Origin of the sequence: Tahibacter sp., from assembly GCF_032229445.1 — a bacterium.
Taxonomy (GTDB): domain Bacteria; phylum Pseudomonadota; class Gammaproteobacteria; order Xanthomonadales; family Rhodanobacteraceae; genus Tahibacter.
This window is the reverse complement of record NZ_JAVTWC010000005.1, coordinates 72811-90083: the sequence shown is the minus strand read 5'-3', so window position 1 is coordinate 90083 and position 17273 is coordinate 72811. Positions and strand designations below refer to the sequence as shown.

At 64.7% G+C, this 17273-nt stretch carries 19 protein-coding genes; 10 read left to right on the top strand and 9 right to left on the bottom strand.

What is annotated here, in order from left to right:
* Positions 1-113 precede the first annotated feature (113 nt).
* The 5 genes from RUU78_RS01070 (at position 114) to RUU78_RS01050 (ending at position 4170) form a co-directional block, all read left to right on the top strand.
* Positions 114-794, top strand: a complete 681-nt coding sequence (locus RUU78_RS01070; protein WP_313912805.1) for a response regulator transcription factor — start codon at positions 114-116, stop codon at positions 792-794.
* Positions 781-2169: a HAMP domain-containing sensor histidine kinase gene (locus tag RUU78_RS01065; protein ID WP_313912803.1), complete on the top strand. Its 1389-nt coding sequence runs from the start codon at positions 781-783 to the stop codon at positions 2167-2169. Before RUU78_RS01070 ends, RUU78_RS01065 begins: the two co-directional genes overlap by 14 nt.
* 70 nt (positions 2170-2239) lie before the next feature.
* A complete protein-coding gene (locus RUU78_RS01060) occupies positions 2240-2899 on the top strand; it encodes a hypothetical protein (RefSeq protein WP_313912800.1) in 660 nt (219 codons plus the stop codon).
* 255 nt (positions 2900-3154) lie between these two features.
* On the top strand, positions 3155-3547 hold the full coding sequence (locus tag RUU78_RS01055) for a hypothetical protein (RefSeq protein WP_313912798.1): 393 nt from the start codon (positions 3155-3157) through the stop codon (positions 3545-3547).
* A 230-nt stretch (positions 3548-3777) separates the two neighbouring features.
* Positions 3778-4170 (top strand): hypothetical protein, encoded by a 393-nt coding sequence (locus RUU78_RS01050; protein WP_313912797.1) that lies wholly within the window; start codon positions 3778-3780, stop codon positions 4168-4170.
* Positions 4171-4242: 72 nt separating this feature from the next.
* On the opposite strand, the gene RUU78_RS01045 is transcribed toward RUU78_RS01050, so the two are convergent.
* The 8 genes from RUU78_RS01045 to RUU78_RS01010 form a co-directional block, all read right to left on the bottom strand.
* Positions 4243-4845: a hypothetical protein gene (locus RUU78_RS01045; protein ID WP_313912795.1), complete on the bottom strand. Its 603-nt coding sequence runs from the start codon at positions 4843-4845 to the stop codon at positions 4243-4245.
* 31 nt (positions 4846-4876) lie between these two features.
* Positions 4877-5242 carry a hypothetical protein gene (locus tag RUU78_RS01040; protein ID WP_313912793.1) on the bottom strand — a complete coding sequence of 122 codons (366 nt, stop codon included), beginning with the start codon at positions 5240-5242 and terminating at the stop codon, positions 4877-4879.
* Positions 5243-5297: 55 nt separating this feature from the next.
* A complete protein-coding gene (locus RUU78_RS01035) occupies positions 5298-5636 on the bottom strand; it encodes a P-II family nitrogen regulator (RefSeq protein WP_313912790.1) in 339 nt (112 codons plus the stop codon).
* Complete coding sequence (locus RUU78_RS01030; protein WP_313912788.1) at positions 5633-8746, bottom strand: CusA/CzcA family heavy metal efflux RND transporter; 3114 nt, start codon at positions 8744-8746, stop codon at positions 5633-5635. Before RUU78_RS01030 ends, RUU78_RS01035 begins: the two co-directional genes overlap by 4 nt.
* A 27-nt stretch (positions 8747-8773) precedes the next feature.
* On the bottom strand, positions 8774-9904 hold the full coding sequence (locus RUU78_RS01025; protein ID WP_313912786.1) for an efflux RND transporter periplasmic adaptor subunit: 1131 nt from the start codon (positions 9902-9904) through the stop codon (positions 8774-8776).
* Complete coding sequence (locus tag RUU78_RS01020) at positions 9901-11211, bottom strand: TolC family protein (protein WP_313912785.1); 1311 nt, start codon at positions 11209-11211, stop codon at positions 9901-9903. The genes RUU78_RS01025 and RUU78_RS01020 overlap by 4 nt, the downstream gene beginning before the upstream one ends.
* Positions 11212-11288: 77 nt before the next feature.
* On the bottom strand, positions 11289-11669 hold the full coding sequence (locus RUU78_RS01015; protein ID WP_313912783.1) for a hypothetical protein: 381 nt from the start codon (positions 11667-11669) through the stop codon (positions 11289-11291).
* Between the two features lie 288 nt (positions 11670-11957).
* The gene (locus RUU78_RS01010; protein WP_313912781.1) at positions 11958-12890 is read right to left on the bottom strand and encodes a cation diffusion facilitator family transporter; all 933 of its coding nucleotides are present in this window, start codon (positions 12888-12890) and stop codon (positions 11958-11960) included.
* Between the two features lie 197 nt (positions 12891-13087).
* Between RUU78_RS01010 and RUU78_RS01005 the strand changes: the two genes are divergently transcribed.
* The 4 genes from RUU78_RS01005 to RUU78_RS00990 all read left to right on the top strand — a co-directional run bounded on the left by RUU78_RS01005 (position 13088) and on the right by RUU78_RS00990 (position 15125).
* Positions 13088-13450 carry a DUF3703 domain-containing protein gene (locus tag RUU78_RS01005; protein ID WP_313912779.1) on the top strand — a complete coding sequence of 121 codons (363 nt, stop codon included), beginning with the start codon at positions 13088-13090 and terminating at the stop codon, positions 13448-13450.
* 420 nt (positions 13451-13870) lie between these two features.
* Positions 13871-14320 carry an HXXEE domain-containing protein gene (locus tag RUU78_RS01000; protein ID WP_313912777.1) on the top strand — a complete coding sequence of 150 codons (450 nt, stop codon included), beginning with the start codon at positions 13871-13873 and terminating at the stop codon, positions 14318-14320.
* Positions 14321-14400: 80 nt separating this feature from the next.
* The gene (locus RUU78_RS00995) at positions 14401-14694 is read left to right on the top strand and encodes a hypothetical protein (protein ID WP_313912775.1); all 294 of its coding nucleotides are present in this window, start codon (positions 14401-14403) and stop codon (positions 14692-14694) included.
* A gap of 2 nt (positions 14695-14696) precedes the next feature.
* The gene (locus RUU78_RS00990) at positions 14697-15125 is read left to right on the top strand and encodes a hypothetical protein (protein ID WP_313912773.1); all 429 of its coding nucleotides are present in this window, start codon (positions 14697-14699) and stop codon (positions 15123-15125) included.
* On the opposite strand, the gene RUU78_RS00985 is transcribed toward RUU78_RS00990, so the two are convergent.
* Positions 15085-15612 carry a hypothetical protein gene (locus RUU78_RS00985; protein ID WP_313912771.1) on the bottom strand — a complete coding sequence of 176 codons (528 nt, stop codon included), beginning with the start codon at positions 15610-15612 and terminating at the stop codon, positions 15085-15087. The two genes, RUU78_RS00990 and RUU78_RS00985, sit on opposite strands and share 41 nt — an antisense overlap.
* A gap of 540 nt (positions 15613-16152) precedes the next feature.
* Here RUU78_RS00985 and RUU78_RS00980 point away from each other — a divergent pair.
* Positions 16153-17271, top strand: a complete 1119-nt coding sequence (locus RUU78_RS00980; protein WP_313912769.1) for an HNH endonuclease — start codon at positions 16153-16155, stop codon at positions 17269-17271.
* The last annotated feature ends 2 nt before the right edge of the window (positions 17272-17273 follow it).

Here is a 17273-nt window from a genome sequence, read left to right as displayed (position 1 = left end):
GCCTCGCCGCGATCGCCCCCGCGCTCTGCGCGTTGCCTCCGGCACATGCCCTTCCAAGTCGTCGTACTACCGGCGCTTCCCTACGCGTATCAGCGAGCCCACAGGCCCACTCCATGCGGATACTGGTGATTGAAGACGATGCCCGAGTCGGCCGCATCGTGGGCGAAGCGCTGGCGCGCGCGCAGCTCGATGCGGATGTGTTTCCCACCATGGCGCAGGGCAGCTACGCACTGAGCTTGCAGCACTACCACGGTGTCATTTTGGACCGGCAGTTGCCCGACGGCGATGGCTTGTCGTTGATTCGTCGCTGGCGCTGCGCCGGAAACCCCGTTCCGTGCCTGGTACTCACGGGCCGCGACACGGTGCACGACCGCGTCGACGGTCTGGAAGCTGGGGCGGACGATTACCTGACCAAGCCTTTCGCCGTCGATGAGTTGCTGGCGCGCGTGCGCGCGCTGTTGCGGCGTCCGCCTCAACTGGCTCAGCGGCTCCACGTGGTGGGCGAGCTGGTGATCGACGTCGAGGTGATGACGGCGACCCTGGCTGGCCGTCGCCTCGTGCTGACGGCGCGCGAGTTTCACGTGCTCCGATTGCTGGCTGAAGCGCAAGGACAGCTGGTTACCCGTCAGCGTCTCTTCGACCAGGTCTACGGCCACTGCTCCGACGTGGGCAAGGGCGGCCTCGATGTCACGCTGCACCGTTTGCGGCGAAAGTTGATCGAGGCCGACGCGAAGGTTTGCGTGACAAACCAGCCGAACGTGGGCTACCGCCTGAGCCTGCATGCCGATGCGTAGCCTCCGCCTTGGGTTGCTGCGCGACATCACGGTCGCCACAGCCTTCGCGGTGCTGTGCTACGTGCTCGCCGTCGCATGGGGCCCTTCCGCGTCCGATGAATCGCTCGGACGCGACGCGTTGCGCGGGCAGGCCGCCGCGGTCGAGCGTGCGTTGCGGCCGGTCGATGGAGGCGGCATCGCCATCGACCGGGAGGCACTGCGCGGGTGGTCCTACGAGGCCTACCCCGACAACCTGAAGTTTCGGCTGCTCGATGCGCACGGCCGCGTGCTGATGGCTTCCGATGCCGGTCGAACGGGGATGGGCGAGCCCGGAGTACCCGAGCGGCCCGCTGCCCGGTTTTCGCTGTGGACCGACAACGGTGAGCCGCTGCACGTGCTGACGCAGCCGGCGCGCGTCAACGGCGCCGACGTCTGGGTGCAGGTGGCGCGAAGTCATCGATGGGACGAACTGATGCGCCAGGCGACGGTTCCCGTTCGCATGGAGTCGGCCATCGGCGTGGGACTGCTGGCGTTGCTGTTCGTCTCCGTCGCCGTCGCACTGTATTTGCGCCGAGCATTCCTGCCGCTTCAGCGCGCGGTTGACGACGCCCGCCGAATCAACCCGCGCGATCGCATCGGACGCCTGACGTTGTCCCGAGTGCCGCCGGAGTTCGCGTTGCTGCTGCGTGCGTTCAACGACGCGCTGTCGCGCGTGGAGCGTGCTCACCTCGGCGAGCAGCGGCTGCTTGCCAACGCGGTGCACGAGCTCAAGACGCCGCTCACGGTGCTGCGCGCCACGGTCGAGCTGCACGTACCGCCAGCGCAGCAGGCCCACGCGCTGCGCGAGATCGACTGCATGACGCGCGGTATCACCCAACTCTCCCAACTGGCCGAGCTGTCCCACGCCGATGCTTACCGCTTTCAGCACGTGCAGTTGTCGGACCTTGTCCGACAGGCCGTCGCGGCCTTGGCCAGCTTCGCCGATTTGCGCTGCGTGCAGATAGGGACCGAGTTCAAGCCGTCCGAAGAATCGATCGATGCGGACCCCTCGGCGGTCGTGATCGCGGTGCGCAACGTGGTGGAGAACGCCATCAAGTTCAGCGCGCCCGGGCAGGGCGTGCGCATTCACGTGGAAAGCCGCTGCGTCCGCGTGATGGACAACGGTCCGGGTCTGCCCGCGGTGGCCACGTCCCAACTGTTCGAACGGTTCTGGAAGGGGTCGTCCGTCCAGGACGGCATGGGTCTGGGGCTGTCGCTGGTGAAGGAGATCATGGACGCGCACGGCGGCTCCGTTGACGTGGAGCGCAACGCGACGGAAACCGTGTTCGCGCTCCATTTTCCCAGGCAGCGGGCGAGCGTCGAACCTTCGGCTGCGCGCCGGGGGAGACGCTCGTGAAGACGCGCGCGTTTTCGATGCGGCTGCAGAGCCTGTTTCCGGGGCGTCGGTCGTTGCGGCGGAGGACCGCATGAGCACGCGCGCCGGGACGCACTGGTCGGGTGATCTGCTGGTCGGCGCCGGCTGGGCGCGGTTCGTGGGCAACGCTGGCTCCGCGCCTTCCGTGGCCTGCGCCTGTTCGCGCGTAGTGGTGGCGATGTGCAGCTGGGTCGTTGCATCGAGCACCGACGGGGCGGACGCGCGCCGGTTTGCCGGCGCCGTCGTGGCTTCGGACGCGCCGCTCGCCATCGACCGCCTCAGGCCGTACGCCCAGGTGCTGTTTCTGGACGCCCGGTTGGCCGCTGCGTACCGCCTACACCCCCGCCGCACCGCATCGATGGAAGCATTGGGACGCGACAGGGCTGCGCTCTGGCGACGGGCCATTTACGCCATCAGGCCAGAGAGCAGCATCCACGACGTCGTGCAAGCCCTGCTTCCGGGCCAGCGCGAAACGACGCCGGAGGAATCCCTGGAGGCGGAAAGCGCGAACGCGGCGGCGTTGCGCGATTGGGCGCGGGTCGGGCAGGTGGCCCGTTCGTGCCGCGCCGGTGTCGCCTTGAGCGACGCTGCACGCGAAAGCGGCATCGGTTCCGCACGTCAGTGCCAGATGCTGTTCCGACGGTTGTTCGGTCTGTCGGCCACAGAGCTTCTCGCGTTGTCCGACGACGGCGTTCGGCACCACCGCCGGTGACCGGATGAACGGCAGGAAGCTCAGTGGCCTTGGACGAGCGCGATGCAGCCGTGCTCGCATCGTCGCCCCCGATCCACGGATGGCCCTCCAGGGTTACGCGGGCTGTAAGCCGAAGGTATTGCCATGTGGGCTAGCGTGGACGAAACGCCTGCAACCATGCGTAGCGGAGTCCAGGCAGCGCGTTGCGTCGCCGGTGGTGGCCGCCCGGTTGCTCCGAAGAACGCGGCTGCAGGTGCCGCTGCAAGGATGCTTTGCATGACGATCTTTCGCACCGAGCGAACGGCATCAACTACCGCGCCGCGGTTGACGGTGTCGTTGAGCGAGCACGTGATTCTGATCTTGGCCGTTCAAAGCGGCTCCGCGGTGGGCGGCTACCGGCTCACCTGCGCAGCAACGGGCCACCGGCGCACGCTGGAGTTCGATGGGTCGCACTTCGTGGAGGCCGGTGGCAGGGTGGCGGTACCGCTGCGGTTCCATCAAAAGGGCGAGCACTGCTTGTCGGCCGACGTCGTGTGCGTGGGCGCGACGTCCGGTTCGATGATCAAGATCACGGCGGGACCCGTAGAAGTTTACCGCCAGTACGTCAGCCTCAAAGGCTCCAGCAAACGCAGTGGCGCCTCGATCGCGCTCGTTCTGGACGTCGTGTGAGAGCGCCCGTTCACGACGCTCCCAGCGGTTAATGCGTGTCGTAAATCCGCTGTATGGCCTCCGCCCGTAGACTGATTTTGCATCGTGCACACGACCCAGTGGCGCTTGCGGCAAGAGCCTCGCGTCAGGGCTCGGTCGTTGTCAGGGCAACGGCATGGGACGCATCGCGTGGGATCGGCATGTTGAACGAGCAGCAGACGCAGCGGTGGTTCCAGCGCAGGAAACGAGGAATGGCGATAGAACGCGGCGAACGAATTGGCTCTCGAATGGCACCCCAGATCGTCCTCCACCGCAGCGACGAGCTGTGCTTGACGCTGGCCATCGAATGCGGTCCCGCCGTGGGAGGCTACCGGTTGACGCGGGCCGCCACGGTGGACCGGAACGGTGATGAGTTCGACAACGATGCCTTTGCCGCCGCCGGTGGGAGAATTTCTATACCTATCCAGTTTCCTCGCCCGGGCTACTACGCATTGTCCGCCGACATCGTCTGCCCCGTGGGGCGCGCCAACTCGATGATCAAGCTGAGCGTCGGCGACAAGGAGTTGTGCCGCAACTTTTCCAGTTGCAAGGCCAACCCGAAGACCATCGGCGCGACGCTGTGCGTGCACATCGTGGTCACCTGATGTCGGCCGTTGGTTTGCGCGATTTCCATCGCGAGCGCGCGCCCGTCTGAACGTCTGAGGCCAACCGGAGCGCTAGCGGTAGCCGTGGATCCTGGATGCCGGCAAGCCCAGCAAGCGCTGGAAAACCCTGTCGTCGTGGCGAGGCATCGAAAAATCTGCACCGCTGCCTGCGGCCTCGGCTCTGTGTCGTCGGCGTGCTTCGAGCGCCGTGGTGAGGTGCTCCCAGGACTTCAGGATCGCCTGTGTTCTGGCGCCGGGAAGCGAGCGACTCCGGTCGGTGAGGAGTTCCGCAACCTCGTCCAGGTTGGACGATGCGCTCAGGCCATAGATGGCGCGCCGCCAGGCTTTTGCCCGGGGAGCGGAAAGCGGCGACCACGCTGCTTCCCGCAACGGGGTCAGTGCACGTCCTACCGGCAGCCGGGCATCCACAAAAAGCACAACGGCGTAGTCCCGTTCTGGCCCGATCGACACCGCGACACGGTTCGCAACGACGGCACCGGCGAAGCGGCGTGGCTCAGCGTTGTGGATCGTCAACCGATTCCAGCAGCACACCGCCCCAACCAGCCGCACCGATGAGCAGGCTTGGCTGGGTTCGCCGCCCACCCGCCCCACGAACCGCGCCCAGCCGCGCCCAACGAGCAGTTCGCCGACCCAATCGGGTGCCCTGGTGTTCATGAGCGGCACGCGGTGGCGTCGCCCCGACCGGTCATGCGCTGGTCGTCGCCCGTGGATCCACGGGCCGCGGAACCGGTTCGGCGTGCAGCGGAATGGTCGCTTCAACCGCAACCACGTAGGCGCAGGCCGTGCCTTCGCTCCACGGGTTGGCATGCTCCCGGATGACCGGGATGACGTTCTGAAGATCCTCGTCGGCGCAGATGATTTCCAGCTTGACGTCCGAATGGCTGGCCCGCCCGAGTTCGGGCAGGTGGGACCGCCCCGCTGACGTCATCGGCCACAACGCGCCGCCCAGCGTTACGACCGTCAAACCTCCGGCGTTCTTCTTGCGCAACGCGGCAACGATGGGCCCCACGCAGTCGCGATCCACATAAGCAAATACGGCCTTCATGTTCACTCCTCCTCCCGTGAAGCGCGTCCCTGCGCGAATGGATTGCCCCGGCGCCCAACACCTACTGGGACGATGTGCGCGGGTCGCTGCTCTCGATGGGGAAACCCAGCTCGATCGGGCTGACGTAGACCCAGCCTGCGATGGCTTGGCCGGTTCGCCCCAAGGTCCGGATGACCTGCAGGGCGCGTTCCACGTCTTCGTCGGCGCACACCAGTTCGAGTTGAACCTGCGAGGTCACCTTCTCGCCCAGCGCGACGGAGTACTCCAGCTCACGCTCGCTCAGCGCGCGGAGCAGGCCTTTCACGTCCAGGATGCTCAGCTGCCGATGGCCGGCGGCTTCCAGGGCGTGCACGATGTCGGCGACGCGGCCGCGATGCACGAACGCTTTGATCTGTTTCATGGGGTGTTCTCCGCAGCGCGGCGCTCGGCACGGACCTCGATCCACTCGTAGAGGACGGGCAGGAGCACCAGGGTCAGCAAGGTCGATGTGATCAATCCGCCGATGACGACGGCGGCGAGAGGCCGTTGGGTTTCGGCGCCCACCCCGGTGGAGAGCAGCATGGGAACGAGGCCGAGCACCGCCACACTGGCCGTCATCATGACGGGGCGCAGGCGCAACGCGGTGCCTTGAACCACCGCCTCCCGGATCGACAGGCCGCGTTCCCGTTGTTCGTTGAGAAAGCTCACCAGCACGATGCCGTTCAACATCGCCACACCGAAGACCGCGATGAAGCCGATGGCCGACGGCACCGACAGGTATTGTTGCGTCAGTGCCAAGGCGAGGATGCCGCCGATGGTCGCGAAGGGTACGTTGGCCAGAATCAAACCCGCGTAGCGAACGGAGTTGAAGGCCGTATACAACAAGACAAAGATGAAGAAGATGGTGGCCGGAACAATCAGCGCCAACTTCGCCAGCGCTCGTTGTTGGTTGGCGAACGCGCCGCCCCATTCCATCCAATAGCCCGTGGGCATCTTGATTTTCTGCGCGATCGCGGCGTTTGCTTCCTGGACGAATCCGTCGATGTCGCGTCCGCGAACGTCCATCTGAATCACGGCGTACCGCTGCAGCTGCTCCCTGCGCACGAACGAATAGCCTTCGCCCGTCGTTACGTTGGCCACTTGGCCCAGCGCAACGATGGCCCCGGCAGGCGTGCGTATGGGGATTTGTTCGATCGCGGACACGGAGTTTTTGGACGCGTCGTCCAGCCGTACCGAAATGTCGAAGCGCTTGACGCCATCGAGCAGCGTCGAAACCGGTTCGCCGCCGATCCCGTTGCGGACGATGGTCAGGACGTCTTCGGCGTTCAGCCCGTAGCGCGCGAGGGCTTGTCGATCGACGCTGACCCGGATCTGCGGCTTGCCGGCGTTGGCCTCAACCGACAAATCCGCAACACCCGGAACCGAGGACAGCACCGCCTTGATCTGCTGGCTTTGTCGGTCCAGTTCGCCGAGGTCTTCTCCGTACAGCTTCAGCGCTAGGGTTGCACGCACGCCGGAAATGAGTTCCTCGACGCGCATCTGGATGGGTTGGGTGAAGCTCGGCACCGTGTTGGGTACGACGGCTTCGAGCGTCTCTTGCATGTCGGATTCCAGCTTCGCGATGTCGCGTCCGGTGGTCCACTCCGACACGGGCCGCAGCGCCGTGTAGATCTCCATGTAGTTGACGTCCGCGGTTTCTCCCTTTTCCGCTCTGCCGATCATCGCGAGCGTGGTCTCCACCTCGGGAAACTTCTTGAACGCCTCGGCGATGGTCTTGGAGACGGACAGCGACTCATCGAGCGAGGTCGATGGTATGGAGGTCACGCGCCACATGATGGATCCCTCCTGCAACTGCGGCATGAACTCTTTTCCGAGAAACGGAAAGAGCATCAGGCTGCCGAGCAGGGCGGCGGCAGCGATGCCGAGCGTTGTGCGTTTGCGGGCCAGCGCCCAACCGAGAACCGGCGCATAAACGCGCTTCAGGCGCGCGACCAGCCAGGTGTCCTTTTCTTCCTTGGGCTTGAGGATCATCGAAGCCAGGACCGGGATGAGCGTCAGCGACAGGAGCAGGGAGCCCACCATCGCGAAGCTGATGGTGATGGCCATCGGCTTGAAGAGCTTTCCTTCCAGACCTTCGAGGCTGAACAGCGGGAGAAAGACGACGACGATGATGCCGATCGCGAACGCGATGGGGTTGGCTACCTCGCGCGCCGCCGTCAGAACCGTTGCGGTCTTGTCGACGCGTTCACCGTGCGCGTGCCGTTCGGCCATGAGGCGGAACACGTTCTCGACCATGACGACCGCGCCATCGACCATCATGCCGATGCCGATCGCCAAACCGGCCAGCGACATGAGGTTGGCCGACATGCCGACCTGGCCCATGCAGATGAAGGCGATGAGCATGGCCATCGGCAAGGCGACGATGACGACCAGGGCGGAACGCAGTTCACCCAGAAACAGAAACAGAATCACGGCAACCAGGATGGAGCCTTCAACCAGCGCGCGCACGGCCGGTCCCACGGCCTTGTTGACCAGCTCCGTTCGGGCGTAAATCGGTTTGAGCACCACCCCCTCGGGCAGAGCGCCGCGGACGGTGTCGAGGCGGGAACTCACGGCCTCGACGACGTTCTTCGCGTTCTCGCCGATGCGGGCCAGCGCCATGCCGAGCACCACTTCCTCGCCGTCCCGCGTTACCGCCCCGAAGCGTGGCGCTGCAGCGGCAACCACCGTGGCGACGTCGCGCACGTACACCGGCGTCCCGTCTTCGCTTTTGAGAACGATGTTGCCGATGTCCTCGACGTTCTTGACCAGTCCCAGCCCGCGGACCAGATACTGTTCGCGGCCGACGTCGATGAAGTTGCCGCCCACCTGGCCGTTGTTGGCGGCCAGCGCTGCGATCACTTCCTTGAACCCCAGCTGGTGCTTGATCAGCTTCAGGGGGTCGATGCGAACCTGAAACTGCCGTTCCCCACCGCCCCACGACGTGACGTCGTCCACGCCCGGCGCGGTCCGCAGGATCAGACGCACCGTCCAGTCCTGCAACGTGCGCAGATCCATGTCCGAAATGCGATCGCTCAGCTTCGCATCCGACCGCTCGATGGTGTACCACATGACCTGGCCGAGCCCGGAGGCGTTGGGCCCCATTTCCGGGCGCCCGTAGCCGGCAGGAAGTCGATCGCCGACTTCCTGGAGGCGCTCGTTCACCAGTTGGCGCGCGAAGTAGATTTCCATGTCGTCCGAGAAATAGACCGACACGTAGGAGAGCCCGAACAGGCTGACGGAACGGATCTCCTGGACCTTCGGCAAGCCGGCCATGGCCGACTCGACGGGGAAGGTGAGCAGTTGCTCCACGTCTTCCGCTGCGAGCCCCGGCGATTCGGTGTAGATGTTGACCTGTGTGGGCGTGACGTCCGGAAACGCGTCTATCGGAACGTTCCGTACCGCGCGGTAGCCCAGAAACGCCAGCAGCACAAAGCCAATCAGCACCAGCACTTTGTAGCGCAAAGAAAGTTGGACGAGTCCGTTCAACATGGCCGGCTCTCCTGCCGTGCGTGCGTTTCAGTGGCCATCGCCTTCTCCCAACTGCGATTTGAGGAGGCGCGCTTTGAGGGCGTAAGCGCCTTTCACGGCGATCACGGTCCCAACGTCAAGACCGTTGGTCACGACGGTCCATGCACCGCGGACTTCCCCCGCGGTGATGGAGGCGGTATCGAAGCTCCCCCGCGCATCGACGACGAAGACGCTCGGCTGGCCCTGCAGCTGCACGATGGCCTCGCTCGGAACGGCTATCAGCTGCTTTTTTGTGCGTGTTGCGATGTAGGTTTCGACGAACTCACCGGTGTGCAGCAGATCCCCTTCGTTCGCAACTTCGATGCGGGCGGGCATCGTGCGGGAGCCTTCCTGAGTGCGGTGCGATAGCTGGACCACGGTGCCGGGCAGTGTTTGGCCGTGCGCGAGCACGCGAACGGTGGAACCGGCGACGACCTGCTCGGCCGCCGCAGGGGGCAGCTGTGCCTCAACCCACACGGTTGATTCGTCCACGACGGTGAAAAGTATTTTCCCCGGCTCCACGCGCTCGCCAACGATGAAGTCGTCGAAGGTGATCCTGCCCGCTTGCGGTGCTGCCAGCGAAAACTCACCGGTCGCTTTGGACGACCCTTGCTTGAGCACGGCGGAGATCTCGCCGTCGCCCACGCCGTAGGCGCGCAGCTTGGCGCGCGAGGAATCGCGCGCCACCTGAGATTCGGTGAACCGCTTGCCGGACACGGCCTCAACGCCCAGGGACTGAACGCGCTGCCACTCCCGCTCAGCGACCAGGTAGGAACCTTGTGCTTCGGCGACGTCGACGCTCGACAAGGTGACGAGCGTGTCGCCAACCTTCACGTCATCACCGAGTTTGCGGTGCCGTCGGACGATTTGCGCGGGAATGCGGGGAGACACCAGGGACGTGGCGTACGCGTTGGCCTTCACTTCGCCCGGAGCCTTGAGCTCGTCCTCCAACGTGCGTAATTCGACCGGTGCTGTAGCGATGCCCAACTGCGCGCGGGTTGCAGCGTCCATGTCCAGCGGGCCTTTCGCGGCCACGCCTTCTGCGGTTGGCGCAGCGGGGCTGCTGCTCGGCGGTGTTTCCGCTAGGGCTGCAGCGCACAGGCCGGTCAGCAGCAGCGGCAGAAGCCATTCTCGTTTCATGGATTCGTTCCTTGGTCGGTCGGTGCGGCAGCGGGGGTCAGCCACGCCACGAGTTGTCCGCTTGCCCCTAGCCAGTCGGCCCAGGCTTGCCAGACGCGCGCGCGCAGGCTCGCCGCCGTGAGTTCCGTATCGATGCTCTGTTTGAGCTGAACCACGTAGTCCGCGGTGCTGAGTTCGCCCGCCTCCCAAAGACGCTGCAGCAGGGCTGCGCGTTCGCCGAAGCGACTCGCCCGACTGCTTTCCCAGGTCATCCATGCCTCGCGCAAGGCGTTGTAGGCGGTGCCCGCTTCGTTGGCCTGTGCCACGGCGCGCAAGCGCTGATCGCTCAGAGCTGCTTGCGCCTCGTCGGCGTCGGCCAGTGCGGCTGAGACTTCGTCGCGGTAGGTGTTGCGGACGAACAGCGGTATCCGCACCGTGACCCCGATGAGGTTGTCGCGGAACACACCCTGCGTGACACGCCCTGTGCTCACGCTGACGGTGGGGTCGGCCCGCCGTTGCCGTTGCGCCACGGTGACGCTCGCGGCCGCAACGTCCGTCTCGGCGCGGCTCTGCCGCACCGCCGGCAGCGTATCGATCAACGCGTCGGCCACGGGCAGTGCGGCGGGCAACGGCAGGTTGCGCGGCAAGTCGGGCAAGCGTTCCACGTCCCCGCCGATCGCGGTCAACCTCCGCTGCGCCTGCGCCCAATCGGCGACCAGTTCCGCTTGCTGCGCGCGGGATTCCTGCAGCGCCAACGTCGCCAGGTCGCGTTCGAGCGACGGGATGTCGCCGGCCGCGAAACGACGCTGCGCCAACGACTCGAACTGCGTGAGGATGCGCACGCGCTCTCCGCCAAGAGCCACTTGTTCGCCAGCGACCTGAAACGCCGCGTACCCCCCAAGCCACTGCAGACCGATTTCGAGCCGCATCAGATCGAAGCCGGCTTCAGCCGCCCGCAGTTCGGCCGTGCCCACGTCGGCACGAGCCCGGCGCTTACCCGACCAGTCGAGCGTCTGGCTCAGGCCGACGCTGCGGGTGTCCACGTCCGCCCGTTCGGCGGTGAGTTCCATCTCCGGGTTGTAGAGCGGCCGGGCTGCGGCCCGCGATCGCGCCTGAGCGGCCTGCAAACGAGCCTGCGCAGCACGCAACGCGGGACTTTTGGACCACGCTGTTTGAACCGCCTGCTGAACCGCGGGCGGGGCCTGGTCCAGGACGTCGCGGGGGAGACGGGTGCCGTTCTCCTGTTGCGCCATCACGGGTACGACAAAAATGCACGCCAGCGCCGCCCACAAAATGCGGCAGGTGCGGGCCATAAAGGACCACGACATGGTGGGGCTCCAACAGATTGACGCGAGACGCACGGGAGGCGTCCGCTCGGGCGCTCACAGGAGCGCGGTCGAATCTGTCAGGCGATGGGGGGGCGCAGATGGTCGTCGCGGCTGACGAGCAGCGGAGGAGCGGGCACCGGAGCAAAATCCTCCTCGGTGATCGCCTTGGCCGAAAGCAGCGGCAGTTCTGGCGCTATGGCGCAGATGTGGAAACAGGAACAATGGCAACCTGCGGACCGACCGTGCCAGCAAACGCCAGCACCGTCGCGAAAATCCGTGCCGCCGTCGGGATCGACGGCAACGAGGACGGCTTTAGCCGTTTCGGGTGCGACCACGCCGTCGGTAAAGCAGGCGGACGAGAAACCCGCGCGCGACAAGGCCAGTATCGCGAAGACCCAGCTGAGCACCACCAGGTGGCGGCGCAGGCGCGTGAGCAAAGCAGGCGCGGAGGTCTTCATGGCGTCAGTCTACGCACAGTTGTTGGCGTTTGACAGCGGCCGGACGTACCGTTTGTCCATTTTCCCGTCCTCCGCATAAAACGTTAGATAGTTGCAAACAGCGAGGTTGTCCTCTGAGCGTTTTCTGTTGAACGATTTACCGTCGCCAAAACTTTGGAGCGGTCCGCGGCGAATCGGTGCGCGCGGGACCGCAACGGCATGCTTACCGGCCGTGCGCCGCGCCAAGCCAAGCACACCAGCGCTGCAATGCGGGCGTTGACGGCGTTCGGGACGATGCGTCCGTGCCGGTCAGGAATGATCGATGGTTTCGTCCACGGAGTCGGCCGGCGTGATCGCACCGACGCGCTCCAGTTCCAGCGTGGCGTGGTGCACGTCGAAGAGATCCTTCAGGCGGGTACGGACGGCTGTCAGGAGTGCGGCGTCGCTCACGCCGGTGGTGCCGTCGCGCACCACGTGGGCGGTCAGCAGGGCTTTGCCCGATGAAACCGTCCACACATGCAGATCGTGCACCGCAACGACGCCGGGAATCGCGCGGACTTCCGACTCGACCTTGCTCAGCGCGAGCCCCGAGGGAACACCTTCCAGCAAGACGTTGAGGCTGTCCTTGAGCAGTGCCCAGGTCCGCGGCAGCACCCAGAAGCCGATGAGCACGGCGATGATGGGATCGGCAAGGGTCCATCCGGTGAACTGGATGATGGCGCCGGCGGCCAGCACGCCGATCGATCCCAGCATGTCGCTCCACACTTCCAGGTAGGCGCCTTTGACGTTGAGGCTCTTTTTGCTGCCCGCCTGAAGCAGGCGCATCGAGATCACGTTGACGATGAGCCCCAGCGCTGCGATCACCATCATGGCGGTGGACTGCACCGGAGCTGGGGTGCGGAAGCGGTCCACCGCTTCCCACAGGATGTAAAGCGCAACGAGAAAGAGCAGCACGGCGTTGAACGTGGCCGCCAGGATCTCGAACCGCGCGTAGCCGAACGTTCGTTGCTGGTCGGCGGGTCGTTTCCCGACGCGGATCGCCAGCAGCGCGATGGCGAGTGCTGCAACATCCGTGAACATGTGCGCGGCGTCCGACAACAGCGCCAGGCTGTTGGTGGCGATACCGCCGACGACTTCCGCAATCAGAAAAGTTCCGGTCAGGAACAGAGCCCACCGCAACGAGCGTTCGGGTGCTGCAGCGATCCCGTGATCGTCCTTCTCGGCCTTCGTGGCGCTGTCCATAGCTGAGTTCCTCCGGTGGCTAGGGTTGCGGTAAGGATTTTCCCGCTGTGTCTTCCTGTTCAAAACGTCTTCTTGCGCGCCCGAGTCCACGCGAAGCGGACAAAAGCGAACAGGTTGGTTGCGCCCCGCTGGGGCGCTCGCGACAATGAACGACGACGCACGTCGCCGTGTTCGTGCGCGGTGCCATCGAGACTCGGATGATCGTCAGCATTGCGGAGGCTTTCGCGCACGAATGGGCCAACGCTCAGTCTGCGAGGCGGGCAGGGGATGTCGCTCGCGCGGTTCACCATTTGGAGCGCGCGCACATCCTGGGCCAGCGCCGTACGGTGCTGCACGTGCGAAGTCATGTCGGGATGCTTGCTCTGGCGTGGCAACGTCGAGATGCCAGGGAAATGGTGGGGCAAACAACGCGCATCGTGGCTGCGGCGCTTTTTTCGCGCATATGGGTCCCCGAGGGCAACACGGGCGGCGCCAACGTCCGCGCGACCCTGCCGATGCCGATTCCGGACGACCTGCGCCTCATTCTTGAAGCGGACCGCGGTGCCACGACGCACCGGTGAACGCCGAGGGTCGTTCGCACGCCCGGAACCTACCGGTCGACGCAAAGCCTTCGAGCGGATACGCGAAGAACGGCACTCGTTTTTCTCCGAACAGAACTGCGCCACGAGTGTCCGGCTCGGGTACTTACATCGCTCTTACCGGTTCGTTAAATCGGCGCGCTGCGCCGCACCACGGTGGCGCCGCGGTGCATCTCGGAAGCCTGCGGCAACGTCCCGAGCCACAGCGCTGGTTTCGCTCAGGGCGGGGGCGCTAGTCTGAGCTTCCCGACCGCCGCGCACGACGATGGAACCCCGCCGCTCCACGCCAACCGTTCTGGCTGCCCTCGTGTTCACGCTGTTCGTGCCGTTCACCGGCTTGCTTTACCTGGGGGAAGCCTGGTCGCAACGATTTTTCTTGTGGGGTATGGCGGCGGTTGGGTGATGTGGCTCGTTCGTCCCGCGGCCACATCGTTCGAGCGAATCAAGGTGCCTTATTGGCTCACGGTTGCGGCCTTCGTGCTGCACAAGGTCGAAGAAAACCGCGCCCGGTTCTTCGAAACCCTCTCGCGGGAGGTGACCGGTGTCGCCGAGCCCGAGGCGACGCCCCTGTTGTTCGTCGCGATGCTGATCGTGCCCGCTGGCGCTTGGCTGCTCGCGCCCTCGCTGATGGGTCGGCGCCATGCCCTGGGCACGTACCTCGCATACACGCTGTTCGCGTCGATGGCACTCGGCGAGTTGGCGCACTTCGTCTTCCCCCTGCTGACGGGTCATGGCTACGGCTACTTTCCCGGGATGGTCACGGTGTTCGTTCTGGCGCCGCTGGGTGGGTGGGGGCTGTGGCGGCTTTGGTCCTCGCCGGCTTCTCGGTCGACCGGCCCCGCGCCCGGTTGACAGACGCCGACGTTCTGCTTTGATGCTGCGGCAGGAGCGCAGCGCTTCGGCCGACAACGCGGCGGGATACCCGATCACGCATGATTTCGCCTTACGATTTCCGGGACTTTATGAAAGCCGCTCCTGTCGGAAGGTCGGTCATGGCTCGTGTTTACCTGAACGCGTTGTACGACCGTCACCGTTATTCGGTCGATGTATCCGAGGTTGCTGCTCTGCCGGCCGTCCCGTTTGCCATCACGTTCGCCTTTTTGGAAGGGATCGCCGCAACGCCCGATGCGGGCTATCGGTCGCTGTCCCTCTACCCCGACAACGATTTGCTGCTGCCCGGTCATTTTCTGGAAACGATCGCTTGGGCTGAGCAGGAGATCCCGTAACGATGGATACGGGCGATGTCTTCCACCACATCCTTCAATCGCACCGTAACCGTTCGTTGATGGCGCGGTTGCTGCTCAATGCAATGGGTCATCACCTAAAGTTTCGCGTCGACGTGTCCGAGCTCAAGGACCTGTCGTTGAACAACCGTGCGGTTTTCGGTGCGTTCCGCGCTCGCTGCCAGCTTCGTCGTCCGGCTCCGTTGGCAGCGGATGCGGTGGAGCTGCTCGAAGACGTGGCACTAAGAAAAACCGCAGCCTGCCGCGTCACGGTACAGGTCAGCAGTCTTCCAAAGGAACCGCCCCCACCGGTCAACCCAGTGGGTTCAGGCGTTCACGACCGTGGTGGCAACGTTGTCCCGTTCAGGGGCGTCGAGCCCGTCATCGGCGTTTCTAGCCCGGCCGTCGAGGCTTCCGCTCCAGAGATTTTTTGACCGCAGCGTTCTCAACCTCCGGTTTCGAACGTGGTGTGCGGCAACTGAGAACGACATTCAAAACTGGGTGATGTACGGCTTCCAATCGTTGTTCGATCGTCCGGCCGCCGGCAGGGTCGGGCGCGGCGACTGCTTCGTAGGCATCGCCAAGGTCGCTCTCGGCCTGCCCCTCGTTCGCCCGGGCCAACGACTGCCCACCGTACCGCCGATCGATGATGCTGTCAGCATCGGGCTTTTGTGGAAAACCCACCCGCACCGCGTCGTCCAGGCGTTTCGTGGCCGCGTCGTCGAACGCCTGAATTGCTTCCGCGATCTTCTTGGCGGCATCGTTGGTGCAGCGTTGCAGCGATTCGACGATGACCGCTACCGTAACCACCGTCAGTTTTGTACCGCACAGCGTCCAGTTGAGCAGCGGAAAGTTGCTCGCGGCCCGTGGAGCGATCGCGGCGACGGTACGGCAGCGGGACAACCTTCCAGCTCGATTCATATGTTTCTCCGTGGCGCCGTCCACTGAGCGTGTCTTGCTCAGTTGCGGGTAAAAAATCGTCGATCGCTGCGGCGTGCGGGGGTCGATGCCGACGCCACCCAAGCTGCGCGATGGCCTACCCACGTCCCGTTGCGGCTGAAGCGCGTTACGAAATGCGCCGGACGCACCCGGTGGTCGTCGCGTGAAGGTAGGCACAAGCCGAACGATGCCGCTGCCCGGTGGCCAGAACTTTGCTTCGACGTGAGCCGACGTTCGCCGCGTCAGTTGCACAGTTCCGGCCATCGATTCGCGAGCGGCGGGCTAAAAAGAGCTTTGTAAAAAGAGTTCGTTTTTGTAAAGATCGGTGCTGCCATTGTGCGTGCGGGGTGCTTACTCCGCTCTTACTGGCTGGTTAAATCGACTCAGCTTGGGACCAAGGAGGCGACGCCGTAGCGGCGTTGGTGCCCGCTGCACGGCGGCGAACAGGCAGCCTACCGCGTCCGTCAAGGGGCTGCGTTGGCCACGGCTCATCGTTGCTGTGTATCGATCGAAGGAACCGCCATGACCCGACTGATCATGAAGCCCGTTCATTGGAGCCCCGAGGGATACCGTGGACCGGCGGGGCATCGAGCGTCGGACGGTTACCCCGCGAAGTGGGGGTTCGGTCATGAGGAATGGAACAACGCTGACGGCATGGAGTTCGTGCGGGACGGGGTGCCGTACCGGGCTTTCCACACAGAGCCAGCCGGTAGGAGCGCTGACGACGAAGAAGGCAACGCCGTCGTGTTCATGTATGCCTCGCATGGCCGTGAGCAAAAATTGGTCGGCGTTGCAGCGCGCGCTACCGACCTGACCGACCGCGATGCGGAGAGGGCAAGGGTCCGGCGCAAGCTCCCGATCAAGAGCCATTTCAACGACGTTCTTCGCCTGCTCCGGGCCGGGCGTTTGCCGGTCCGCAACGAATCCAGGCTCACCAAACGCTGGAAGGGCGATGAACCCTACCTGCCGCGGTGGATCTGCCCCAGCGATTGCTTCCTGTGGTTGGACCGTCCTGTCAAGCTGGATCCGAGGAAGATCCGCAACACCGGCAAGTTCTTCACCATGTTCTCGGGGTATACCGCGCTCAAGGACAACGAGGCGTACCTGATCATGGATGCCATTCCACAGCCGTTGCGGAAGCCAGCTTGGTACCGGATTCGCGAAGCAATCGGCGGTTCGCTCGCGGGGCTTCTTGCGGATCTTGATGCGATCAAGAAAGACCGAACGGTGGACAAAACCACGCGCAAGCAGCTCATCGACGCGCGCTGCGGGCAAGGTCGGTTTCGGCGGGACGTGATGAAGCGCTGGGGAGCAGCGTGCGCCGTGACCGGATGCACGGTGGTCGATGCCCTTCGGGCTTCCCACATCCTCAGTTGGAGGGATTCATCGAACAGGCAGCGGTTGGATCCCAACAACGGTCTTCTGTTGGTCGCGTCCATCGATGCGCTGTTCGACAAAGCGCTCATCTCCTTCGGCAACGACGGCACCATGCTCGTCGCACCGTCGCTTTCGCGTCCGGATCGAAAAGTTTTGGACATACCGCGCTCGTTGAGGAAGCCCATTGCCCGACAACAGCGGACGTACTTGGCGTCCCACCGGAAGCGGTTCGGCCAGAAGTCAAAGTTGAAGCCCAAGCCGTGAGC